The organism is Pseudomonas sp. NBRC 111131 (assembly GCF_001320525.1).
GTDB classification, from domain to species: domain Bacteria; phylum Pseudomonadota; class Gammaproteobacteria; order Pseudomonadales; family Pseudomonadaceae; genus Aquipseudomonas; species Aquipseudomonas ceruminis.
In genome coordinates, this window is sequence record NZ_BCBH01000031.1 from 47,410 (window position 1) to 70,144 (window position 22,735).

At 59.5% G+C, this 22,735-nt stretch carries 21 protein-coding genes; 11 read left to right on the forward strand and 10 right to left on the reverse strand.

The window, feature by feature from the left end:
* The first annotated feature begins 9 nt into the window (after positions 1-9).
* Positions 10-897, forward strand: coding sequence for an EamA family transporter RarD (gene rarD / locus APH34_RS22560; RefSeq protein WP_054903006.1), 888 nt, complete (start codon positions 10-12; stop codon positions 895-897).
* Here rarD and APH34_RS22565 read toward each other — a convergent pair.
* The 5 genes from APH34_RS22565 to APH34_RS22585 all read right to left on the reverse strand — a co-directional run bounded on the left by APH34_RS22565 (position 860) and on the right by APH34_RS22585 (position 8,030).
* Entirely contained in the window at positions 860-2,431 is a 1,572-nt protein-coding gene (locus tag APH34_RS22565; protein ID WP_054903007.1) for a TerC family protein, read from the reverse strand. The two genes, rarD and APH34_RS22565, sit on opposite strands and share 38 nt — an antisense overlap.
* A 294-nt stretch (positions 2,432-2,725) precedes the next feature.
* Positions 2,726-4,933 carry a TonB-dependent siderophore receptor gene (locus APH34_RS22570; protein WP_054903008.1) on the reverse strand — a complete coding sequence of 736 codons (2,208 nt, stop codon included), beginning with the start codon at positions 4,931-4,933 and terminating at the stop codon, positions 2,726-2,728.
* 159 nt (positions 4,934-5,092) lie between these two features.
* Complete coding sequence (locus tag APH34_RS22575) at positions 5,093-6,511, reverse strand: short-chain fatty acid transporter (protein WP_054903009.1); 1,419 nt, start codon at positions 6,509-6,511, stop codon at positions 5,093-5,095.
* Positions 6,512-6,639: 128 nt separating this feature from the next.
* On the reverse strand, positions 6,640-7,296 hold the full coding sequence (locus APH34_RS22580; protein ID WP_054903010.1) for a CoA transferase subunit B: 657 nt from the start codon (positions 7,294-7,296) through the stop codon (positions 6,640-6,642).
* A 35-nt stretch (positions 7,297-7,331) separates the two neighbouring features.
* Entirely contained in the window at positions 7,332-8,030 is a 699-nt protein-coding gene (locus APH34_RS22585; protein ID WP_054903011.1) for a CoA transferase subunit A, read from the reverse strand.
* Positions 8,031-8,170: 140 nt separating this feature from the next.
* Here APH34_RS22585 and APH34_RS22590 point away from each other — a divergent pair, with 140 nt between their 5' ends.
* On the forward strand, positions 8,171-9,076 hold the full coding sequence (locus tag APH34_RS22590) for a LysR family transcriptional regulator (protein ID WP_054903012.1): 906 nt from the start codon (positions 8,171-8,173) through the stop codon (positions 9,074-9,076).
* Positions 9,064-9,885, forward strand: coding sequence for an aldo/keto reductase (locus APH34_RS22595; RefSeq protein ID WP_054903013.1), 822 nt, complete (start codon positions 9,064-9,066; stop codon positions 9,883-9,885). Before APH34_RS22590 ends, APH34_RS22595 begins: the two co-directional genes overlap by 13 nt.
* Positions 9,886-9,951: 66 nt before the next feature.
* Here APH34_RS22595 and APH34_RS22600 read toward each other — a convergent pair whose 3' ends face one another.
* The 4 genes from APH34_RS22600 to lexA are packed head-to-tail and all read right to left on the reverse strand — an operon-like array spanning position 9,952 to position 15,691.
* Positions 9,952-13,032: an error-prone DNA polymerase gene (locus APH34_RS22600; protein ID WP_054903014.1), complete on the reverse strand. Its 3,081-nt coding sequence runs from the start codon at positions 13,030-13,032 to the stop codon at positions 9,952-9,954.
* Positions 13,029-14,447 (reverse strand): DNA polymerase Y family protein, encoded by a 1,419-nt coding sequence (locus APH34_RS22605; protein WP_054903015.1) that lies wholly within the window; start codon positions 14,445-14,447, stop codon positions 13,029-13,031. Before APH34_RS22605 ends, APH34_RS22600 begins: the two co-directional genes overlap by 4 nt.
* Positions 14,448-14,453: 6 nt before the next feature.
* A complete protein-coding gene (gene imuA / locus APH34_RS22610) occupies positions 14,454-15,074 on the reverse strand; it encodes a translesion DNA synthesis-associated protein ImuA (RefSeq protein WP_054903016.1) in 621 nt (206 codons plus the stop codon).
* The gene (lexA, locus tag APH34_RS22615; RefSeq protein ID WP_054903017.1) at positions 15,074-15,691 is read right to left on the reverse strand and encodes a transcriptional repressor LexA; all 618 of its coding nucleotides are present in this window, start codon (positions 15,689-15,691) and stop codon (positions 15,074-15,076) included. Before lexA ends, imuA begins: the two co-directional genes overlap by 1 nt.
* A gap of 899 nt (positions 15,692-16,590) precedes the next feature.
* Between lexA and APH34_RS28890 the strand changes: the two genes are divergently transcribed.
* The 3 genes from APH34_RS28890 to APH34_RS22630 all read left to right on the forward strand — a co-directional run bounded on the left by APH34_RS28890 (position 16,591) and on the right by APH34_RS22630 (position 17,678).
* The gene (locus tag APH34_RS28890; protein ID WP_236183059.1) at positions 16,591-16,860 is read left to right on the forward strand and encodes a hypothetical protein; all 270 of its coding nucleotides are present in this window, start codon (positions 16,591-16,593) and stop codon (positions 16,858-16,860) included.
* Positions 16,781-16,981 carry a toprim domain-containing protein gene (locus APH34_RS30075; RefSeq protein ID WP_054903019.1) on the forward strand — a complete coding sequence of 67 codons (201 nt, stop codon included), beginning with the start codon at positions 16,781-16,783 and terminating at the stop codon, positions 16,979-16,981. The genes APH34_RS28890 and APH34_RS30075 overlap by 80 nt, the downstream gene beginning before the upstream one ends.
* 184 nt (positions 16,982-17,165) lie before the next feature.
* On the forward strand, positions 17,166-17,678 hold the full coding sequence (locus tag APH34_RS22630; protein ID WP_054903020.1) for a cupin domain-containing protein: 513 nt from the start codon (positions 17,166-17,168) through the stop codon (positions 17,676-17,678).
* A gap of 305 nt (positions 17,679-17,983) precedes the next feature.
* On the opposite strand, the gene APH34_RS22635 is transcribed toward APH34_RS22630, so the two are convergent.
* Complete coding sequence (locus tag APH34_RS22635; protein WP_082422868.1) at positions 17,984-19,105, reverse strand: LacI family DNA-binding transcriptional regulator; 1,122 nt, start codon at positions 19,103-19,105, stop codon at positions 17,984-17,986.
* A 385-nt stretch (positions 19,106-19,490) separates the two neighbouring features.
* Here APH34_RS22635 and APH34_RS22640 point away from each other — a divergent pair, with 385 nt between their 5' ends.
* The 5 genes from APH34_RS22640 to APH34_RS30405 all read left to right on the forward strand — a co-directional run.
* Positions 19,491-20,159, forward strand: a complete 669-nt coding sequence (locus APH34_RS22640) for an amino acid ABC transporter permease (RefSeq protein ID WP_054903021.1) — start codon at positions 19,491-19,493, stop codon at positions 20,157-20,159.
* 1 nt (position 20,160) lies between these two features.
* A complete protein-coding gene (locus APH34_RS22645) occupies positions 20,161-20,820 on the forward strand; it encodes an amino acid ABC transporter permease (protein ID WP_054903022.1) in 660 nt (219 codons plus the stop codon).
* A complete protein-coding gene (locus APH34_RS22650) occupies positions 20,813-21,538 on the forward strand; it encodes an amino acid ABC transporter ATP-binding protein (protein ID WP_054903023.1) in 726 nt (241 codons plus the stop codon). Before APH34_RS22645 ends, APH34_RS22650 begins: the two co-directional genes overlap by 8 nt.
* Before the next feature lie 9 nt (positions 21,539-21,547).
* Complete coding sequence (locus tag APH34_RS22655) at positions 21,548-22,546, forward strand: 4-hydroxyproline epimerase (protein ID WP_054903024.1); 999 nt, start codon at positions 21,548-21,550, stop codon at positions 22,544-22,546.
* 36 nt (positions 22,547-22,582) lie between these two features.
* Positions 22,583-22,735, forward strand: a 153-nt coding sequence (locus APH34_RS30405; RefSeq protein ID WP_156358111.1) for an FAD-dependent oxidoreductase, incomplete at its 3' end; no start/stop codon positions are given.

Consider the following 22,735-nt stretch of genomic DNA (forward strand, 5'->3'; position numbering starts at 1 on the left):
GAGGCATTCGTGTCAAAAGGCATTCTCTGTTCGGTCATGGCATCCTGTTTGTTCGCCGTGATGTACTTCTATACCTCCCTGCTTGCGCCGCTCGACGGCGAAGAGATCTTCGGCTGGCGAACGCTGCTGACCCTGCCCTGTCTGACCCTGTTCATGCTGGCCAGCAAAGACTGGAAGCGGGTCGGCGACCTGCTTGCACGGGTGCGCCAGACGCCTTTGCTCCTGCTGGGTATGGTGGGCACGTCCTGGTTGATGGGGGTGCAACTGTGGCTGTTCCTCTGGGCGCCGCTGCACGGGCGCAGCCTGGAAGTGTCGATGGGCTACTTCCTGCTGCCGCTGGCGATGGTGCTGACAGGGCGGCTGGTCTATGGCGAGCGCCTGTCGCGCCTGCAGAAGGTTGCGGTAAGCTGCGCCGCACTTGGGGTGGGCCACGAACTGTACCAGCATGGCAGCTTCGCCTGGGAGACGCTGCTGGTGATGGTCGGTTATCCGATCTACTTCGTGCTGCGTCGGCGATGCCGCACCGACCACCTGGGTGGCCTGTGGTGCGACATGTGCCTGCTGCTGCCCTGGGCGCTGTATTTCGTGATCCAAGGGCCTCTGTCGAGTGCGGACCTGCACGACCACCCCGGCCTCTACGGCCTGATCCCCCTGCTGGGCGCAATCAGCGCCTCGGCCCTGATTGCCTACGTACTGGCCAGCCGACTGCTGCCTTTCAGCCTGTTCGGCCTGCTCAGTTACGTCGAGCCGGTACTGCTGGTGGGCGTGGCACTGCTGCTGGGCGAGACCATTGGCCCTGATCAGTGGCTGACCTATCTGCCGATCTGGGGCGCGGTACTGGTGCTGGTGCTCGAGGGCTTCAAGCACCTGCTCCGCCAGCGTCGGCGGGCGGTTTGAGCCGCACCTGCCGCACCCGGCGTTCCTCCACCGCGACCACCGTCATGCTCCAGCCATTCCAGGCCAGGTGGTCGCCGACCACCGGCAGACGGTCCAGCAGGCTCATCACCAGTCCTGCGAGGGTCTGGTAGTCCTCGGTGGCGCGTGCACTGAAGCCTGTACGCGCCTGCACCTGGCCCAGGTTCAGGGCACCACTGACGACAAAGCTGTCGCCCTCATCGATGATGCCCGGCCCCTCTACCTCACTGGCATCCGGCAGTTCGCCGGCAATCGACTCGAGGATGTCGGTCATGGTCAGCAGGCCGATGAAGTCGCCGAACTCATTGACCACGAACGCGATGTGCGTCGACTGGTGGCGCATCTGCTCCAGCGCGTTGAGGATGCTGAAGCTGTCCAGCAGGTTCAAAGGTGCGCGAACCATGCGCTCCAGGTCAGGCTCGGTGCCCGACAGCAGCTCCTTGAGCAGTTCCTTCTTGTGCACGAAGCCGAGCGGCTCATCGATACGGCCATCGCGAATCAACGGTAGACGCGAGTAGGGTGAGTTGGCTAGCGCTTGGGCGATGGCGACCGCCGGTTGCGCCAGGTCGATGACATCTACCTCGGCGCGCGCGGTCATCACAGTACGGATCGGCCGCTCTGCCAGGTTCAACACACCGCTGATCATGACCCGTTCGCGACGATCGAAGAGCACCTGCTCACCGCCGCCCTCGACCAGGTCGGCGATCTCCTCGCCCACTTCGTCCACCTCCACCCGGCGCCCACCCAGCAAACGCAACACAGCATGCGCGGTGCGCTCACGCAGGGGCCGGTGCTGCTGGAGACTACGCTTGCGGCGCGCGCGGGCCAGCTGGTTGAACACTTCGATGAGGATCGAGAAGCCAATGGCGGCGTACAGGTAGCCCTTGGGAATATGAAAACCAAGGCCTTCGGCGGTCAGGCTGAAGCCGATCATCATCAGGAAGCCCAGGCACAGCATGATCACTGTGGGGTGGGCGTTGACGAAGCGGGTCAGCGGCTTGCTGGCCACGATCATGATGCCGATCGAGAAGATCACTGCGATCATCATCACCGACAGCTGTTCGACCATGCCTACGGCGGTGATCACTGCATCCAGCGAGAACACCGCATCCAGCACCACGATCTGCGCCACGATGGGCCAGAACGCGGCATGGCGCACAACGCCACTGGCTTGGGCGACATGACCCTCCAGGCGCTCGTGCAACTCCATGGTGGCCTTGAACAACAGGAACACGCCACCGAACAGCATGATCAGGTCACGGCCAGAGAAACTCTTGCCGAACACCTCGAACAGCGGTGCGGTCAAGGTGACCATCCACGAAATACTGGCCAGCAGGCCCAGGCGCATGATCAACGCCAGGCTCAGGCCGATCACCCGCGCACGGTCGCGCTGATGCGGTGGCAACTTGTCGGCCAGGATGGCGATGAACACCAGGTTGTCGATACCCAGTACCAGCTCAAGGACGATAAGCGTCAACAGGCCTAGCCAGGCCGTGGGGTCGGCTAGCCATTCCATTAGCGGGTACTCACGAGGGAAGCGTCACAAGGACGAGGGAGGGGTGGCCGGGAGGGCCGAAAACTGGGAGGCTCCGCGAAGGTGCTCATAGGGACCTGAATAGAAAACTGGGAAGGTGATGCTACAAGCGCAGCACGTTTTTCTCATAACGCAAAACTATTACAAACCTTGACGGACGTGGCGGGGAGCAACCCTGCGTAACCTGCCCCCCGACCAATCAAGCGCGGCACATGCTCGAAGGCCAGCGCGCAATCGAGAGCCTTCGAGCATCGATCATGGCAGCGGTCGATGCGACTATAGCGTCCAGTCCAGGCTCACCATCATCGTGCGCGGCTCGCCGTGGTACACGCCGTTATAGAACCCCAGGTTGTTGTAGTAATGCTCGTCGAACAGGTTCTTGACGTTCAGCGATGCCGACAGGTGCTCATCAAACTGATAGCGCGCCATCAACCCCACGACCGAGAACGCCTTCTGGCTGATGGTGTCGGCAACGGTGATCAGCTTGCCATCGGCGTTGCGCCCTATCGGTCGACTGGCAGCCTTGTAATTGTTGCTCTGCCAGTCCACGGTGCCACCCACGGTCAACGCCGGGGTCACGTGGTAGCTACTGGAGAAACGCACCAGGTTCAGCGGTTGCTCGGTGCTCTTGCGCTGCTTGTCGCCCGTCGCCGCATGGGTATAGCTGTAACCCAGACTCAACTGCCAGTTGGGCGCCAGTTCGCCTGCGATCTCGGCCTCGAAGCCCTGAACCACTATGCCTTTACCACCCGACTTGTAGTAGGTCTCGCCATTGGGCCCCGGGGGTACCGCGTCGTCTAGCTCAGCGACATTGTCCTGCTTGCTGCGGAAGACCGCGGTGCTGAGGTTCAACCGGTCATCCAGCAAGCCGGCCTTGAGGCCAACCTCGTAGACCTTGCCCACGATGGGTTCCAGGTATTTTTCGTTGACGTCGCGCACGGTCTGCGGGTTGAAGATATCGGCGTAACTGACATACACAGTGTACTGCTCAGTCAGGTCGTAGAGCACCCCGGCGTAGGGCGTCCACTGATCGTTCTGGGTCTGCTCACTGCGCGTGCTGCGGGTGAGCGCGAGGTTGTCGTCATAGGACCAGGACTTGCTTTCGGTTTGCCAACTGCCATACCGGCTACCGAGTACGAAATGCAACCGGTCAGTCGGGTTCAGCCGCGTGGCGAGGTAGCCAGCTTTTTGCCGGATGTAGGAACGTTGCGAGTCCAGCCCGCTGTCGTAATCGCTGAATTTGGCGATATTGCCCATGTACTTCCAGTCGGCGATCACCCCATAACCGGCCGGGTCATTGCGTCCGGCGAAGAACGGTGAACGGTTGCGGCGCTCGGAAACGCCGTAACCGACCATGAAATCGTGGCTGCGACCAAACAGCGGGTACGGGCCGGCGAGGTTGAGGTCCATCGCCTCCATCTTCTCTTCGCCGGAGAAGTGGCTGATGTAGGCACTCATACCACTACGGTCGGCCTCGGGAAAACCACTCCCGCCATAGTAGACCTTGCCATCGGTATCACTCTGGCGATGGGTATAGGCAGCCTTCAGCAGCCAGTCGCTGGCAAGGCGTTGGTCGAGGGTGATGAAGGCGGTCTTGTCTTTCAGCGGCCATGAGGACCAGGGCGCCGACAGGTTGGTCGAACGTGGCAGGTCGGCTTTGCCGCCCTGGGCGTTCCAGTACGGCACCGTGCCCCATGAGGCGCCCTGCACATCCTTGTTCTGGTAGTCGTAACCCATTGCCAGGACCGTACTGTCAGTCAGGTCAGCTTCCAGAATGCCGTAGGCCACCTCGCGCTGGCTGGCGTACTTGTCCATGAACGACTTGCTGTCGCGGTAGGCCAGCACCGTGCGACCGCGCAGGCGCCCGTCCCACCCCAGCGGGCCGCCCACATCGAGGTAGATGTAATAGTTGTCGTAACTGCCCGCGCTGACACCGCTCTTGACTGCCAAGGCGTGGGTTGGGCGCTTGCGCACCATGGCCACGGTCCCGGAGGGGTCGCCAGCACCGGTGGTCAGGCCGGTCGCGCCGCGCACTACCTCGATCCGGTCATAGATGATCGTGTCCGAATCCGATTTGAGCACGGAAAAGGTGTTGAGCATGCCATCGATCTGGAAATTGTTGATCGCATAGCCCCGTGAAAAATAGGTGGGCCGCTCGGAATCGCTACGCTGCACCGTGACACCGGTGACATGGGCCAGCGCCTCGGAGAGGCTGTCGAGCTGGAAGTCGTCAAGCTGCTGGCGAGTGATGACCGAGACCGACTGCGGGGTTTGCTTGATCGACAGGTTCAGGCGCGTGGCAGCACTCATGCTACCGGTGGTGTAGGAGCCACTGTGCTCGGTAGTGCTGCCCAGGTGCTGGGCAAGAATTTCGGTCGAGCTTAACTCCAGCACGCCCTCCTCTGCCTGCGCTTCGGTCGAGCTGAAGAGGGTGGCGCACAGCCCCAGGGTCAGGGTCGTGGAACGGTTGATGGGCGCAAACATCGCTGCCTTACTCCTTGTACGTTCGATGAAGATCCATGGCTGCCGTTGATCGGCATTCATATGAAAACGAATCTCGTATGAGAATCGTTATCTATTCATCATTCGAACGCAAAAAAGGGCGGTGCTCAGCCGCCCTTCCTGGTGCAATTACCCATCAAGTCACGGCATCACCGGTGGCACATACTGCAATGTCGTGCCCAACGCCCACAACAGCACCAGCACCAGCGGCACATGCACCAGCAACTGCACGAAGGAGAAACCGATCAGGTCCCGTGCCTTCAGCCCCAGCACACCCAGCAATGGCAGCATGTAGAACGGGTTGATCAAGTTAGGCAGCGCTTCGGCGGCGTTGTAGATCTGCACCGCCCAACCCAGGTGGTATTGCAGGTCATTGGCGACCAGCATCACGTAAGGGGCCTCGATAATCCACTTGCCACCCCCAGACGGGATGAAGAAGCCCAGCACCGCCGAGTACACACCCATCAACAATGCATACGTGTCATGGGTGGCAATCTGGGTGAAGAACAGCGAAATATGGTGGGCCAGGGTCTGTTCATCTACCCCCTTCACCTGGGTGAGGATGGCCGCGATCGAACCGTACAGCGGGAACTGGATCAGCACCCCAGTGGTAGTCGGCACGGCGCGGGCCACGGCGTCGAGGAAGCTGCGGGGGCGCCAATGCAGCAAGGCCCCGAGCATGATGAACAGCAGGTTGTAGGTATTGAGCCCTGAAATCGCGGTGATTGCGGGCTTGGTGGCGAATTCCTGGTACAGCCAACCGGCCGCCAGCGCCACCAGCAACAAAATCAGGATCGGGCTATGTTCCAGCCACTCGCCCGGGCGGGTGCGCTGGGGGGCCGGGGGCGCGGTGAAGCTGGGATCAACGCCACAGTCTTCGGCGCTACGCGCGCTGTTGGGGCCAGGGGCAGTCGCATAGGCAACGACCAGCGAAACGATCACCAACGCGGCCAGCATCACCCCCGACTGCCAGAGGAAGATGGTTTCGGTGAACGGGATCACCCCGGTGATCGACAGGATCGACGGCGGCAGGCTGGCCGGGTTGGCCTGCAGTTGCGCTGCCGAGGACGACAGGCCCAACGCCCACACTGCGCCCAGGCCCAGGTAAGCGGCGGCGCCAGCGGCGCGATAGTCCATCTTGAGGTCGGTACGGCGCGCCAAGGCGCGTACCAGCAAGCCGCCGAACACCAGTGACAGGCCCCAGTTGAGCAGCGAGGCCAGCATTGAGATCAACGCCACCCAACAGACCGCCGAGCGGCCGTTTTTCGGCACGCGTGCCAGGCGATCGATCAGGCGCGCCGCCGGTGGGGAGCTGGCCACCACGTAGCCGCCAATGACCACAAAGGCCATCTGCATGGTGAACGGTATCAGGCTCCAGAAGCCATCACCAAAGGCCTTGGCGGTATCAGTGGGTTTGGCGCCCATGGCCAGGGCGCCGATGCACACCAGCACCACCGCCAGGGCGGCGAATACCCAGGAGTCGGGGAACCAGCGTTCGGCCCAGTTGGAGCAGCGCAGGGCAAAGCGGGCGGAGCGGCTGTCTTGAATTTCAGCGGCCACGTTTACTTCCTTTTATTGGTTTTATCGGATTTCTTTGAATCAACACAAAACCCCGTGGAACGGGTTCACCCACGAAGGCAGCACGATGCCTTCGCGGGTGAACCTGCCCCACAGGGTTGGGGAATGCTTTAGAAGGTCATTTCCTTCACATCATCGGGCACGATCAGCTTACCGGCCGTTTTCGCGATGATTTCTTCGACAGTCACGCCCGGCGCGGTTTCGCGCAGGATGAACGCACCGTTTTCGATCTCCAGGTAGGCCAGGTCGGTCAGCACCTTGCGAATGCAGCCGGCGCCGGTCAACGGCAGGCTGCAGCGCGGCAGCAGCTTGGACTCACCGTCCTTGGAGGCGTGGGTCATGGTGACGATGATGTTCTCGGCACCGGCGACCAGGTCCATGGCGCCGCCCATGCCCTTGACCAGCTTGCCAGGGATCATCCAGGAAGCGATGTTGCCTTCCACATCAACCTCGAAAGCGCCCAGCACGGTGAGGTCGACGTGACCACCACGGATCATGGCAAAGGATTGCGCTGAATCGAAAATAGAAGCACCGCGGCGGGCGGTGACCGTCTGCTTGCCGGCGTTGATCATGTCAGGGTCGAGGGTGCTTTCGGTAGGGAACTCGCCCATGCCCAGCAGGCCGTTTTCCGATTGCAGCATGACATCCATGTCGGCGGGTACATAGTTGGCCACCAGGGTCGGGATACCGATGCCGAGGTTGACGTAGTAGCCGTCCTTCAGTTCACGGGCGACGCGTTGCGCCATCTGTTCGCGGGTCAGTGCCATGGTCAGGATCTCTTTGTTGTTCTGATGGACGGCGCTCAGGCCTTGACGGTGCGCTTTTCGATGCGTTTTTCGAACGTGCCGACGATGACCCGGTCTACGAAGATGCCCGGGGTATGGATCTCGCTGGGCAGCAGTACGCCGGGCTCGACGATCTCTTCCACTTCGACCACGGTGATCTTGCCGGCGGTGGCAGCCAGCGGGTTGAAGTTTTGCGCAGTGTTGCGGTACACCACGTTGCCATAGTGGTCGGCTTTCCAGCCCTTGACGATGGCGAAGTCACCGGTGATGGATTCTTCGAGAATGTACTTGCGGCCTTTGAACTCGCGGACTTCCTTGCCCTCGGCAACCGGGGTGCCATAGCCGGTGGCAGTGTAGAAGGCCGGAATGCCTGCACCACCTGCGCGCATCTTTTCGGCCAGGGTACCTTGGGGGGTCAGTTCGACCTCCAGTTCGCCGCTGAGCAACTGGCGTTCGAATTCGGCGTTTTCCCCAACGTAGGAGGCGATCATCTTGCGGATCTGCCGGTCTTCCAGCAGCACGCCCAGGCCAAAACCGTCGACGCCGCAGTTGTTGGAGACCACAGTCAGACCCTTGACGCCACGGCGCTTGATTTCGGCAATGAGGTTTTCCGGGATGCCGCACAGGCCAAAACCACCAGCCAGTACGGTCATGTTATCGGTCAGGCCTTCAAGGGCCTGTTCATAGGTTGCTACGCGCTTGTCCAGTCCGGCCATGCTGATCCGCCTTTTGTAGTTGTTGAACCGACGAGGCTGTCGGTGAGCGTGTACCTGCATCTTCACCGCTGGCGACTGATTTGTTAATTTTGTTTTAATCATCGATTGATAATTTTTTCAAAATAACCCGTGAGCTCGCCATGAACGTCAAGCAACTGCGCGCCTTTGTTGCCGTGGCCCAGTACCAGAGCTTCGCCCAAGCCGGCGAACACCTGCATGTTTCCCAGCCAGCCCTGAGCCTGACCATCAAGGCGCTGGAAGAATACCTTGGCGGCGCCCTGCTCACCCGCACCACACGCAGCGTCAGCCTGACCGCCGAGGGCGAAGTGCTGCTACCGCTGGCCCGCCGCCTGCTAGCCGACTGGGACGACACCGAAGAAATGCTGCGCCAGCGCTTCACCCTGCAATTGGGCCGGGTTTCGGTGGCGGCCATGCCGGCCTTTGCCGGCAACCTGTTACCTCACTCGCTGAAGGTTTTCCGCCAGCGCTACCCCAAGGTCAACGTGACCGTGCACGACGTGATCAACGAACAAGTGCTGGAACTGGTGCGCCACCGCCGCGTCGAACTGGGTATCGGCTTCGAGCCGGACAATACCGAGGGCTTGCGCTTCCACCCGCTGTACATGGACCGCTTCGTTGCCGTGGTACCTGCTGACTCGCCGCTGGCGCTTAAGCCCCAGGTCACCTGGGCACAACTGCTGGCCGAGGACTTCATCGCTTTGCAGCGGCCTTCGGCGGTGCGCTTGCTGCTGGAACAGAACGTCGCGCCCTGGCACGGCAAACTGGCGGTGGCCTTTGAAAGCCACCAGCTGTCGACCATTGGCCGCATGGTCGCCAGTGGCCTGGGGGTCAGTGCGGTGCCCGCGTTGTGCATCAACCAGATGCAAGAGCTTGGCGCACGCTGTGTCACCCTGGTAGAACCCGCGGTGGAGCGGCGCATTGGCGTGATCGCCTTGGGCGACCACAAACTGTCCACTGCAGCGCAAGCACTGCTCGAGGTACTGCTTGCCCATACACACACTCCGGAGGTGACATGCGTTACGTGAAACTGGCAGGTTGCGAGGTGCCGGCCATCGGCCAGGGCACTTGGTACATGGGCGAAGACCCGGCCCATCGCGCCGCCGAGGTGGCTGCCCTGCAACAGGGTATCGAGCTGGGCATGAACCTGATCGACACTGCCGAAATGTATGCCGAGGGTGGCGCGGAAACAGTAGTCGGCCAGGCCATTGCCGGGCGTCGCGACCAGGTGTTTCTAGTCAGCAAGGTCTACCCGCACAATGCCAGCCAACGGGGGGTGCCTGCTGCTTGTGAGCGCAGCCTCAAGCGCCTGGGCACGGATGTCATCGACCTGTATCTGCTGCACTGGCGAGGCCAATACCCACTGGAGGAAACCGTCGAGGCGTTCGAGCGTCTGCGCGAACAAGGCAAGATTCGCCGCTGGGGGGTTTCCAACTTCGATGTCGATGACCTGCGCGAATTGCACAACCCGGACTGCGCCACCAACCAGGTGCTGTACAACCCGGCGCAGCGTGGCATCGAGTTCGACCTGCTACCGTGGAGCCGGCAACGGGAACTGCCGACCATGGCCTACTGCCCTTTGGCCCAGGCTGGGCGACTGCTGCAGCACCAGGTATTGAGCGAAGTCGCCGAGCGCCATGGGGCCACGCCAGCCCAGGTCAGCCTGGCGTGGGTAACACGCCATGACGATGTGATTGCCATCCCCAAGGCCGTGGCGCCCGAGCATGTGCAGTTGAATGCCGCAGCCGGGGCATTGAGCCTGACCCGCGAGGATCTGCGGGCGATTGATCGGGCGTTCCCGGCGCCTACGCGTAAGCAACACCTGGCGATGGTTTGAGGGACCCGCGAACCTGGGCTGCCTTGCAGCCCATCGCAGGCAATCCGGCTGTCAGGCCCAGTACCGTCAATGAAAATCCCGGCTGCGCACATCCAGCCCCTGTAACAGTGGGCTAACATCCTCCAACCGCCGCGCAATCAGGTGCCGTACTTCGTCCGCCTGCTCCAGTCGCCCACTCACCTTGAGCAATTGCGACCCCACCAGCGCCCGCCGCTGCCGCTCGGCCAGGTCACGCCAGACCACCACATTGACCATGCCAAACTCATCTTCAAGGGTGACAAAGGTCACCCCACTGGCTGTCTGTGGCCGCTGCCGCCCGACCACCAGCCCAGCCACGGCAACCGCATCGCCATGTTCGACCTCCGCCAATTCTCGCGAGCTGCGACAACCCAGCGCCCGCAGGCGCGTGCGCAATAACGCCAAGGGATGGGGCCCAAGGGTCGTACCCAGGGTGTCGTAATCGGCCATCAGGTCCTCGCCCACAGTGGGCACGGGCAACGTTACCGGGAGCTCAGGTGCCGCCTCGACCTCGGCGAACAACGGTAACTGGGGCTGCACCGCTGCCACCTGCCAGCGTGCCTGGTGACGATCGCGCGCCAGGGCGCGTAACGCACCGGCATCGGCCAGCCGGGCCCGGGCCCTGCTGTCCAGACCGACACGCAAGCACAGGTCTTCGATATCACGCCACGGCCTGACCGCCCTCGCCTCCTCCAGCCGCCGAGCATCGGCTTCGGCGAAGCCTCGAATCTGTCGCAAGCCAAGGCGGATGGCTAAAGCGCGCTCACCGACAGGTTCCAGGGTGCAATCCCACTCGCTGTGGCATACATCTACCGGCCGCACCTCGATCCCCTGACGCCGCGCCTCCTGCAACAACTGGTCAGGGCTGTAGAACCCCATCGGCCAGCTGTTGACCAACGCGCAGGTGAAGATTGCCGGTTCATGGCATTTGAGCCAGCTACTGGCATAACACAGCAAGGCAAAACTGGCCGCATGCGACTCGGGGAAGCCATAACTGCCAAAGCCTTTGATCTGCTCGAAGATGCGCTCGGCAAACATCAGGTCGTAACCGTTGCGCAGCATGCCCTGCACCAGCCGCTCGCGGTGCGGCTCCAGACCGCCATGGCGCTTCCAGGCCGCCATGCTGCGGCGCAACTGGTCCGCCTCGCCAGGGCTGTAGTCGGCAGCGACCATGGCCAGTTCCATGACCTGCTCCTGGAACAAGGGCACACCCAAAGTGCGCTCGAACACCTCTTTGAGCTGGGGCGAGGGGTAAGTGACCGGCTCCTGCTTCAAGCGCCGGCGCAGGTAAGGGTGGACCATGTCGCCCTGAATAGGCCCTGGACGAACGATCGCCACTTCGATCACCAGGTCGTAGAACTTCGTGGGCTTGAGCCGGGGCAGCATGGCCATCTGCGCGCGCGATTCGATCTGGAATACGCCCATGGTCTCGGCCCGACTGATCATTGCGTAGGTGGCCGGATCTTCACCAGGGATGGTCGCCAGGGTCAGTTGCCGGCCACGGTGCCGCTGCATCAGGTCGAAACAGCGGCGCAAGGCACTGAGCATGCCCAGGGCAAGTACATCGACCTTGAGCAAACCGACCATGTCCAGGTCGTCCTTGTCCCACTGGATCACCGTGCGCTCGGCCATGGCTGCGTTTTCCACCGGCACCAGGTGATCCAGCGGCTGCTCGGAGATGACAAAGCCGCCCGGGTGCTGAGATAAATGGCGCGGAAAGCCGATCAACTGCGCAGCCAGTACCAGGATGCGTCGCAACGACGGGCTGCCGGGCTCGAAGCCGGCTTCGACCAGGCGCTGTTCATCCGGGATGCGATCGCTCCAGCGGCCACAGCACTTGGCCAAGGCATCCACCTGATCGGCCGGCAAGCCCAGCACCCGGGCCACGTCACGTATCGCACCGGCAGCGTGATAGGTGTTGACCACTGCCGTCAGTGCCGCCCGGTGCCGACCATAGCGGCGAAACACATACTGGATCACTTCTTCGCGCCGGTCATGCTCGAAGTCCACGTCAATATCCGGTGGTTCGTTGCGCTCACGCGACAGAAAGCGCTCGAACAGCAAGCGGTGCTTCATGGGGTCGAGTTCGGTGATGCCGAGCACGAAACACACCACCGAATTGGCCGCCGAGCCACGGCCCTGGCAGAGGATGTGCTGACTGCGGGCAAAGGCAACGATGTCGTGCACCGTGAGGAAATAGCTTTCGTAACCCAGCGCCTCGATCAGTGCCAGCTCCTTGGCCAGCACGTTACGCACGTTGTCACTCGCCCCCGACGGCCAGCGCAGGGGCAAGCCCCGTTCGCACAACTCACGCAGCCAACTGGCGGGTGTATGCCCCTCTGGCACCAGCTCCCGCGGGTAGCGATACTGCAATTCACCCAGGTCGAACTGGCAGCTCTCGGCAATGTTCAAGGTTTCGGCAAGCAGGTCGGCAGGGTAAAGCTCAGCCAATTGTCCCAGAGGCCGCAGGTGGCGCTCGCCGTTGGCGTACAGGAAGCGCCCCGCCTCAGCGACGCTGCAGCGCTGGCGGATGGCAGTCATGCAATCTTGCAAGGCGCGCCGACCGCGCACATGCATGTGCACGTCACCACAGGCCACGAGCCGAATACCCAGATGCGCCGCCATGATGCGCAGTTGCCGCAAACGGTTTTCATCATCGCTGCCACGGTGCAGGTGTACGCCCAGCCAGGACCGCTCGCCGAACAACCCACGCAACCATTGGCCGTGCGCCGGGTCGCACGGGACTTCGGCAATCCATAAAGCCAACAACCCTTGATGGTGTTGGGCCAGATCATCCTTGAACAGTTGATAATCGCCCTTCTCTGCCCGCCGTCGTGCGCGGGTGATCAAGGCGCACAGGTTCTGGTAGCCGACAAGGTTCTGCACCAGTAACACCAGTTTCGGGCCGTCCTGCAGGCACACTTCACTGCCGACGATCAGGCGTAAGTGCTGCTCTTTGGCTGCCTGCCACGCACGCACGATGCCGGCCAGGGTGCACTCGTCGGTGATCGCCAACGCCTGGTACCCCTGCTCACGGGCGCGACGGAACAGTTCCTCGGCGCTGGATGCTCCGCGCTGGAAGCTGAAATTGGACAAGCAATGCAGTTCGGCATAACCCGCCGTGCTCATGCGAACCACCCCTGCAACCACAGGGGACCAGGTTGGGCCAGGTCGCGGTAGGCCCAGCCACGCAACCCTTCGCGGGTCTCGATGCGGTAATAGTCGCGGCGAACGTCGCCACCGTCCCACCAACCCGACTCGATGCGCTCGGCCGCCCCCAGCAACCTGTGGCCCATGCCGTCCAGAGCCTGGGGTTCAGGCAGCAACCAGCCGGGGCGGCTTCCAGGCAAGGCCGTCAGACTGTCTTGCGCGCCCTGCGCTGCCGATTGCCAGGCGCACTCGGGACGGTGGTCGGCCTCTGCACGCAAGCCCTTGACCGCTTCGTCCCCCAAGCGGGCACGCAGGCGCTCGCGCAACTGCTCCCAAGGTTGGGCTTGTTGGGCGCGAGGATCGAACAATGCCTGGTGCTGGGGCACGAAAGGCGGCAGGTCGTCGGCAACCAACCGCAGATTACGCACCGGAGCCGGAATGCGCAGTGGCTCCAGGCGCCCGCGGGCCAGTTCGAAGAGGATTGCGCCATCGCGCTCGGCGGCCAGCAGGCCCACCCGTAGCAGCGTGTCCGGCCCCTCGGCGTGTTCCAGGTGCAGGCAAAAGCGCTGCACGCCGCAGTCGCGCCCGGCGAGAAAGGCAGCCAGGTCGTTGAGCAGGCGCCGCAGCGGGAACAGCAAGGCCTGATGCGACTCGACGTCAAAATTGAGCTCCAGCCGCGTTTCGAAGCGATCAGGCGGCTGATAGAAACCCAGCCCGAGCGTGCGCAAGCCCAGCAGCTGATCCAGGTGCAGCTGGACCTGGGCGGAAAAACGCCTGGCCAAGGCATCGCGCGGCAGGCCCAGCACCTGCCCAAGTTGCTGCAGGCCCATGCGCGCAAAGGCGTCAGCAGCCTCTTGCGGCAGCCCTACCCGCGTTATGGGCATGCGTGCCAATGCCGCGCGGGTGTCTTCGGCGCACGTCAGCGCCAGGCCGTCATGGCCGTTGGCAAGCATGCGTGCCGCCACCGGGTTGGTGGCCAGCACGATGCGCTGGCGCAGGCCCAGTGCTGCCAGCTCGTCACGCAGGCGCGCCTGCAATACCGGCCAAGGGCCGAACAGTTGCAGGCTGGAGCCCACTTCCAGCAACAGCGCACGAGGATAGTGCAGGCTGACCTGGGCGCTGAAGCGGTAGGCCCAGGCGGCCAACAGTTGCTGCAACTGTTCGATACGTGCGGCATCGGCCTCGACACAGTGGAAGCCGTCGGCCAGGGCCCGGGCGGCAGTCAAGGTCTGGCCGGCACGCAGGCCAAGCGCTGCCGCTGCAGGGTTGACCGCCTGCAACACGCGACGCTGGACCGGCCCGTCGATCAAAACCAGTGGTGCGTCAGCATCGTCGCGTTCACGCAGGATAGAGTCCAGCGCCAACTGCGGAAAAAGAATGCAGGCCCAGAGCATGCTGCATCAGTCCCGCCCAGGACAGGCAATGGCAGCCGCTGGCGGCAAGCCACCACGGCACTTGAGCACGCGCCATTGTGCGGGGCGGGTGTCGATGGCAATACGCAATGCGGCCGGTGAAGGATTATGCGCAGCCTGTTGCGGCCGACAGGCAAACGCCAGCGCCTGGCCCGTTTCGGCTGCAACCTGCAGCCGACGCAGCGCACGATCGTCAGCACGTTCCGGCCAGCACAGCACGGCCGCGCAACTCCCAGAACGTAGGCACTGCTCGGCGGCCCAGAGCGCATCGGCCGGCGCGGCCTCTACTTGCATCAGCCAGCGCAGATCCACCCCGGCCGCCTGCCAGGCCGGCGCGTAGGGGATGAAGGGGGGAGCCACCAGAACAATCCGCCCGCCTTCGGCACTCAACCGTGCCAGGGAAGGCCAGAGCAAGTGCAATTCACCGCACCCTGGGCTGGCCAGCAGCAGCTCGCTGAGCGCCGACGCCGGCCAGCCGCCATCGGGCAAACGCTGGTCCAATACGGCATGGCCAGTGGGCTGCCCCCCGGTCGGGCGTGTCTGGGCCTGCCGGCCGCGCCAGACCTGGCGCTGGTCCAGCAGCCGATCAAGATCGACTACCGCGCCCATCAGTCGCGCCTCAACAAGCCACAGAAAACGCCTTCGATGAAGAACTCCCGCTCAGGGCCAACATCGATCGGCGCATAGGCCGGGTTGCGCGGCATCAGCCGATAACCGCCCGGCTGGCGCTGCAAGCGCTTGATGGTAACTTCGCCATCCAGGCGAGCAACCACGATCTGGCCATCACGCGCTTCGCCCTGCTGGCGGATACCCACCAGGTCGCCATCAAAGATACCGTCGTCGACCATTGAGTCACCTCGTACCTTCAGCAGGTAGTCCGGGGTACGGCGGAACAAGCTGGGGTCGAGCAGCAACTGCTCGTGAATGCCCAGGTCAGGGCCAATCGGCGCGCCTGCCGCCACTTGGCCCAACACCGGGACCTCGAGGATTTCCGGGCGGCGCAACGGCTCGGCCAGGCGGATGCCCCGCGCCTGGTTGGGTGTTACATCGATGTAACCCGCCTGGCACAGGGCGGTGATGTGCTTGCGCGCAACACTGCGTGAAGCGAAGCCAAAGCGGCTGGCGATGTCGGCAAGGCTCGGTGGCTGGCCGTGATCGGCGATGCGTTCACGGATGAAATCGAGAATTGCGCGGCGTTTTGGGGTGAGGTTGTCCATGGAGTACATTTGTACTCTTTTCGCAGCACGCTGAACAGCCCCCTTCGTCGGCAGCTTTCAGTGATCAGAACTAAAAAGCCCAAAGAGCGGTGCACAAAAGCCCCAAATCGCCTTGCCACACACTTTCTAAATTTTAGTTCCCAGCCGCCCAATCCCTGAATGTAAGAAAGTCAAACGTTCAGTAGCGAGTCATCAGCATTGATGCCCTTCAGCCAGCCGAGCTGACGTCTCGCTATGCTGCGAAGCAACGTACCCACAGTAAGCCAGATGAGCATCTGCCTTTTGGCATCCGATAGGCCGATGCACAGGAAAAAGTCGGCACCTATTTCCCAGTCTGAATCTGATAGGTCGTATCGCTTGCACGTATAAGCCATAGTGCTTACAGGACTTACAGTTGCAGCATATTATTCGCTGATACATGAGGAGCGATGATGGTGTGCCGGTCAAGACTGAAGAGCAAGAATGGCGTTTTGGAGCCGCCGCGGGGGAGCCCACTTAGATTTTATTTTCCTTCACCATTGAATTCCGGCCGAGAGCCCTTATTTGAACTCAAAGAGCCAGCGCGCACCAGGAATGCCCGCTAATTCGAGAAGACCAAGTGGGAAAACAAAAAGAAAACAAACCTGCTATCGGTCGCCATGACACCGATGAGGTGACAAAACGCATTGTGTGGACCCAAACCGCTGGCCATTGTGAGCTATGCGGAACTGACCTCATGTAGCAACCCGCCATGCTGGCCTCCTGGCTGAAAGGGTATGAGCGCTCCTAGTAGCTCACCCTCAATTTTTGTCCCTTCCTCCGTAAGCCTGGCCGCCCCGAATTTTCTCCCTTCCAGTAGACCATTTCGCGTTGTGCCGCCTCCGGGCGGAGGTAAGAGTGCGCCTGTTCGAACAGTTCAGGGTCACCCTATGAGACTCATGATCATCGAGGCACCGGGCAAGCTGAAGAAGCTGGAGCCCATGATGAAGAAGAGCCGCCCTGGCGAGCACTGGACGGTGGTAGCCACTGTTGGCCACATCCGAGACCGCCCCGAAAAGGGGCAGGACGAGACGATGATCACCACGGGCGTGCTCAAGAACTTCCCGGCCCGTATACGAGATGCTCCCCAAGAGCGCTCGCAACGTAAGCACGATCCGCAAGGCGCTGAAGGATGCGACCGAGGTTTACATTGCGACTGACCCGGACCGCGAAGGTGAGAGCATCGCTTGGCACATTCAACAGGTGCTGGGCATCAGCGAGGACAGGCGCGTCACCTTCAATGAAATCACACAGAATCGTGTTCGCGAGGGTTTAACCTGACCGCGACAGCCGCCATGCACCCGGATCCGCATCAAGCTCGCCATTTACGCCCTCTACCCCGTAGTTTTTGATCCCGCAGCCAATCGATGCCGTCGACAGCTCTATTTACAAATTACTGTAATCGTTTACAGTGGCATCGGCTGCGTGAGGCAGCACATCGTCTAGCCTAAAGAGGAGTCCACAAATGAGTGATAAGCCAGCTTTCTCGTTCAGCGAGCCGAAAGGCGATTTCGTCGTGATGACCCGCGATAAGTGTGAAAGCTATTGGCAGCCTATTCCAGCGAATGGGCACATCGATATCATGGTCTCTCAGCGCAACGTACGTAGCGTCCATCCCTTCTCGGCAGGCACGCAAAGCGTGGCTCCCGGCGGACGGGTGAGGCTGCATGCTCACAACGCCGGAGAAGAAGTGCTCTATATGCTTGAGGGTAAAGGCACCGCCCTAATCGATGGACACAGTTACGAATTGACTGCTGGAACAATGCTTTACCTAGGTCACAATGTGGAACACACATTTATTAACGATGGTGACATAGAGCTCAGCTGGGTATGGTTCTTCATGCCAGGCGGTCTCGAAGACTTCTTCCAAGCAGTTGGCCGCCACCGCAAGCATGGAGACGCTGCGCCGGCTCCTTTCCCTCGACCCGATGACGTTGCGAAAATCGAAGCCGAAACCGTTTTCGCGAAATTGAAGTAACGTCAGAATTGACCGATGTGAGCTGCGCTTCGCCGTGACAGCCTGACCCCGGACACGGGTTAGCTCTGGGGGGCGCCAGCTCCTGGCCAACTACTCGAGATTATGAGCGAAATATCCGGGCGTGGCTGCACGATCGGCAACAAGCAGGTAAAGTCAGATACGAGCGCAGTCCTTGGGCACCCTACTAATTCTTGCTAGAACACTTTCAATGGCAAAAACGCCGCCGCAATCGTAAGTGCCACCCTGTCGACTCGCCCCATGGAAAAATGTGGCTGTCGACCCGAACTGGCCTGGCCGAGGGCAGATTAAAGCTTAGGGGCGAGTCCTGTCGAACCCCTTACCACGAGACGGGACTCGAGTTGGCGAGAGATGATTGGCTGCTCTGAAACAAGCGCACCAAGTAACGCATCGGCCGCCATAGTACCCATTGCCACTGAAGGGAAAGATATCGTGGTTATGGGCGGATCCATAATTGCGGCGAAGTCCTGGTCGTCGAACCCAGTGATCGAAATGTCCTCCGGGATTCGCAACCCCATACGCCGCGCCTCCATCGCAACGGCCATGGCGTAGGCGTCGCTGTTGCACACTATGGCAGTAACCTCTGGCTGACTTTCGCGAATGCTCCGAAAAGCACGCAATGCAAAATCGACTGAATACCCGTGAGGGTCCTCGTAGATGCGATCGTTGATCTCTACTCCATTCTTCAGAAGGGTCTCGGTAAAGCTTCTGATACGGCTCTGCTGTCGGTCATTTCCCTTGCTTGGACCTGACAGCATGGCAAATTCACGGTGGCCAAGCTGCACCAGATACTCAACGATCTGCGCGGTGGCCGCGAAATTGTCTATTCCAATGGATGGAAACGTGTCGTCCTTAAGAACGGAGTAGGTACAAATCACTGGCACATTGTTTGCTTTAAGATACTCGACCAGCCGCCTGTCTTCGACAAGGCCCACTATCATCAAGGCTTCCGCTCCCCGCTCAACGAGCCGGCGCACGGAGTCATAAATGTCGGAGTTGTCAAAATCAACAGTGAGCTGGAAGGTCATGTAGCCACCTTCATTCATGCGGCGCTGGAACCCGTTTACGAGCTGCGCGTAGAAGCCGTATGCGATTGTCGGGAAAACCGCGCCAACGATGTTGGACCGTTGCATACGCAGCGCCTTGGCTGCGGGATTCGGGCTGTACCCAAGAGAGCGAGCTATTTTCAGAACCGCAGCGCGCACGTCTTCACTAACACTGTCGGGTGAATTGAAGGTTCGCGAAACGGTTGCAACCGATACACCTGCGGCCAGTGCAACATCCTTGACTCCAGGCCTTTTCTGTACTCGCACGGGGGCTTTACTCATCATTTTGTAGATAAATTCTAATCCGCTCCTCTCATCCGAGAGCACATTACTCTTCAGAAGCTGAGCGTTAGCAATTGACATTTTTGCGAAGGATGCTTTGACGAGGAGGCCTCCGATATCACCGCAGGCCTGCTCATGACCAGAGATTCGAGCGTAATCGTAATCCTTTACAGTCGCCGTTATGCTACCAAAGGCCCGAAACAGGCGTCCACAAGGTAGCGAAAAAAAACGACCTGTAATCGTTTACACGGACGACCGAGTGGATTAGGATTCACTCAAGCGGCGTTGAAGACCGCTTGATCGGAGATCTCGGGCCGCGATGGCAAACGAGACAACATACCGCGCGACTGGAGCCACCTGTTGCTATGGCTAGATCCCCGACAGAGGGAACGGCCTGCGAAGCACCCTTCTACTGCCCCCAATGCGGATACGCCCAGCACAAGATGTGCCTTACGAGAGACACGCTATGTTTGACTACTCGTTTTTATGGTCGGCAGTATGGAATAAATTTCCCGAGCTATTGCAAGGCGCCCAGACCACATTAGTGGTCGCAGTTCTGAGCATCGTGATAGGAACTTGCATGGCGTTACCATTATCTGTCTATCGAAGTCACGACAAAGGCGTCGGATACAGATTGGCAACTGTGTGGGTTGAGCTTTCGCGAAACACGCCAGCATTGTTTCAGATCTATATGGCGTATTTTGGACTTGGTGCCATTGGCATTCAAATGTCCAGCTTCAATGCTCTACTGATCTCGCTCTCCTTCAACAATGCAGGGTACCTAGCGGAGGTATTCCGAGGCGGACTTGCATCTGTCCCCAAACAGCAAATATCAGCCGCACGTTCTATTGGCATGACAACGTGGCAGAGTTATAAATATGTGGTATTCCCTCAGGTTTTCAAGATTGTGTACTTCCCTTACATCAACCAAGTCAATTGGGCACTGCTCAATACATCACTTGGAATGATTATAGGAGTACGTGAACTTACAGGAGCAACCCAAGCGGCGCAATCAGAATCGTTCAGAACTTTCGAATTCTTTATAGTGGCAGCTGTCATGTACTACATTCTGTTTAAGTTTGTCAGCCTGGGGGCACGCATAGTGGCTTGGCGTCTTATTGGTAAGGAGAGCTGAAATGCAATTTCAACTAGCCTATTCTGGACTACAATGGACTGACATCTACCTAATGCTTCAAGGGCTATGGAGAACCGCCCTGCTGACTATCTTAGCTGGACTCCTGGGCACGTTGCTTGGAACATTTGTTGGCTGGCTACGGTACACCAGCAGAGTTGGTTTCTATGTTTTATCACCACTGGTTGATGTTGCTCGAAGCGTACCATTGATTATTCAGTTCATCTTAGCCAATAGCGTGTTCGCTGCTGTCGGCGTACCCCTTGATCCGCTAGAAGTAGGTCTATTGACTCTTAGCCTGTACATGGGTGGCATGACATCTGAACTGGTACGGTCAGGCCTGTATTCCGTGCGCCCACAGCTCAAGCAAGCATCGCGTTCATTGGGGATGTCCTACTGGCAAGAGCTTATTCACGTTTCATTCCCTCTGGCTCTGCGCGCCATTTTTCCAGGGTGGATTGGTACGATTATTGGGCTAACCAAGGATACTGCCTTGGTGAGTGTAATAGGGTATGTAGAATTACTTAGAGCAACTCAGATTCTAATTATCCGCACCAATGAAGCTATCCCCCTGCTAATCGGCGTGGGTGTCGCTTACTTCTTAATCTGCTACCCAGTGTCTCGCTACAGCCGTGCTCTTGAGAGGAAAATTAATAATGATTGAGATCAAGTCAGTAAGGAAGTCGTTTGGCAACATAGAGGTCATTAAAGGTATCGACCTAACTATCGAGAAAGGTGAAGTGCTTTGCCTTATCGGCGCCAGCGGGTCTGGAAAGTCGACTCTTCTGCAATGCATTAATGGCCTAGAGCCGATACAGAGCGGTGAAATTATTGTCGATGGGACCAACGTCCATGCGAAAGGTACAAATCTGAATACATTGCGCCAGACCCTAGGTATCGTATTCCAGCAGTATAATGCGTTCCCACATCTTACTGCCCTGGAAAACGTTGCATTAGCGCCCCGCATCGTAAAAAAAATGTCTCGCTCTAGCTCTCTGGAACTGGCGCGCGAGTATCTCGACTATGTCGGCCTCTCTGCTCGTGCCGATCTGAAGCCTACGAGCTTGTCTGGTGGTCAACAACAACGCTTAGCGATCGCCCGTGCGCTAGCGATGAAGCCGACCTATATGCTCTTCGATGAAGTTACTTCAGCGCTAGATCCCGAGTTGGTCGGTGAAGTGCTCGACACAATGCGCAAGCTCAAATCGTCTGGCATGACCATGATCGTTGTTACGCATGACATTGCTTTTGCACGCGAAAGTGGAGACCGCGTTGCCTTTTTTGACAAAGGCCACCTTTGTGAGGTCGGCGAGGCAAAGCAGGTGATCAATGCGCCACGCGAAGAACGTACTCAGCAATTTCTGCAGCGTGTACTGCACTGAGGTATAAAGATGAAGCACACTTTCTTCTGCATCGATGGTCATACCTGTGGTGAGCCAGTCCGCTTAGTAGCGGGTGGCGCTCCAATTCTGGCCGGGACCAACATGATCGAGAAGCGCAAGTATTTTGAAGATAACTTCGATTGGGTTCGCACTTCTCTAATGTACGAACCCCGCGGCCATGACTCGATGTCTGGAACTATTGTATACCCACCCACTCGGCCAGATTGCGACCTTTCTATTCTGTTCATTGAGGTCAGCGGCTGCTTGGCGATGTGTGGCCATGGCACAATCGGCACAGTCACATCGGTCATTGAACATGGTTTAGTCAAGCCAAAGGAGCCAGGTGTCCTGTACCTTGATACCCCAGCTGGCCGAGTGAAAGCTGAATATAAAATGACTGGCAATTTAGTCGATTCGGTAAAGTTGACCAATGTGCCTTCTTTTCTTTATGACGCCGGCTTGTCTGTTGAATTGGACGGAATCGGCGAGATTAGATTCGATGTTTCTTATGGAGGCAATTTTTATGCCATCGTCGAGCCTCAAAATGGGCTGCCAACTCTTGACGAACTGTCGACCCGAGATATTCAGCGCCTAAGCCCAGAACTGCGTCGAAAGGCCAACGAAAAGTATGATTTCGTGCATCCGGTGGAAAGTGAAATCAAAGGCTTGTCGCATGTAATGTGGACCGGCCCTGCGCGCACTAACGGCGCTGATGCACGTAATGCTGTGTTTTTCGGCGACAAAGCTATTGATCGATCTCCATGCGGAACAGGTACCTCAGCGCGAATCGCTCAGATGGTGGCTAAGGGCCAACTGCAGATAGGGGAAAGTTTTGTTCACGAGAGCATAATCGGCACGTGCTTCACTGGCATGGCAGTTGAGCAGGCGACTGTTAAAGAATACCAGGCGATTATCCCAAGCATCGAGGGTTGGGCACGCGTTACGGGTCATAACACTATCTTTGTTGATGATCGTGATCCGCTAGTCAAGGGTTTCCTGCTTCCTTAATCGCCATTGGTATGCACTAAAATAGGCTGGTTCGCTATGTCAAAGTTAATTGTTATCGGTTCAGGTATCGTGGGCCTCGCTTGCGCTTGGGCTGCTCAAAAAGAAGGTTGGACTATCACTTTGGTAGATCGGGACTTTGCCGGAGACAGAACCTCCCATGGTAATGCTGGAGGCATAGGAACCAGTGAG

What these genes read in the sequence shown, in the direction of transcription:
- APH34_RS22565 (WP_054903007.1), bottom strand. Translation starts at nt 2,431, where the DNA reads ATGGAATGGCTAGCCGACCCCACGGCCTGGCTAGGCCTGTTGACGCTT.
- APH34_RS22570 (WP_054903008.1), bottom strand. Translation starts at nt 4,933, where the DNA reads ATGTTTGCGCCCATCAACCGTTCCACGACCCTGACCCTGGGGCTGTGC.
- APH34_RS22580 (WP_054903010.1), bottom strand. Translation starts at nt 7,296, where the DNA reads ATGGCACTGACCCGCGAACAGATGGCGCAACGCGTCGCCCGTGAACTG.
- APH34_RS22585 (WP_054903011.1), bottom strand. Translation starts at nt 8,030, where the DNA reads ATGGCCGGACTGGACAAGCGCGTAGCAACCTATGAACAGGCCCTTGAA.
- APH34_RS22590 (WP_054903012.1), top strand. Translation starts at nt 8,171, where the DNA reads ATGAACGTCAAGCAACTGCGCGCCTTTGTTGCCGTGGCCCAGTACCAG.
- APH34_RS22595 (WP_054903013.1), top strand. Translation starts at nt 9,064, where the DNA reads ATGCGTTACGTGAAACTGGCAGGTTGCGAGGTGCCGGCCATCGGCCAG.
- APH34_RS22600 (WP_054903014.1), bottom strand. Translation starts at nt 13,032, where the DNA reads ATGAGCACGGCGGGTTATGCCGAACTGCATTGCTTGTCCAATTTCAGC.
- APH34_RS22605 (WP_054903015.1), bottom strand. Translation starts at nt 14,447, where the DNA reads ATGCTCTGGGCCTGCATTCTTTTTCCGCAGTTGGCGCTGGACTCTATC.
- imuA (WP_054903016.1), bottom strand. Translation starts at nt 15,074, where the DNA reads ATGGGCGCGGTAGTCGATCTTGATCGGCTGCTGGACCAGCGCCAGGTC.
- lexA (WP_054903017.1), bottom strand. Translation starts at nt 15,691, where the DNA reads ATGTACTCCATGGACAACCTCACCCCAAAACGCCGCGCAATTCTCGAT.
- APH34_RS28890 (WP_236183059.1), top strand. Translation starts at nt 16,591, where the DNA reads ATGAGACTCATGATCATCGAGGCACCGGGCAAGCTGAAGAAGCTGGAG.
- APH34_RS30075 (WP_054903019.1), top strand. Translation starts at nt 16,781, where the DNA reads ATGCTCCCCAAGAGCGCTCGCAACGTAAGCACGATCCGCAAGGCGCTG.
- APH34_RS22630 (WP_054903020.1), top strand. Translation starts at nt 17,166, where the DNA reads ATGAGTGATAAGCCAGCTTTCTCGTTCAGCGAGCCGAAAGGCGATTTC.
- APH34_RS22635 (WP_082422868.1), bottom strand. Translation starts at nt 19,105, where the DNA reads ATGTCAATTGCTAACGCTCAGCTTCTGAAGAGTAATGTGCTCTCGGAT.
- APH34_RS22640 (WP_054903021.1), top strand. Translation starts at nt 19,491, where the DNA reads ATGTTTGACTACTCGTTTTTATGGTCGGCAGTATGGAATAAATTTCCC.
- APH34_RS22645 (WP_054903022.1), top strand. Translation starts at nt 20,161, where the DNA reads ATGCAATTTCAACTAGCCTATTCTGGACTACAATGGACTGACATCTAC.
- APH34_RS22650 (WP_054903023.1), top strand. Translation starts at nt 20,813, where the DNA reads ATGATTGAGATCAAGTCAGTAAGGAAGTCGTTTGGCAACATAGAGGTC.
- APH34_RS22655 (WP_054903024.1), top strand. Translation starts at nt 21,548, where the DNA reads ATGAAGCACACTTTCTTCTGCATCGATGGTCATACCTGTGGTGAGCCA.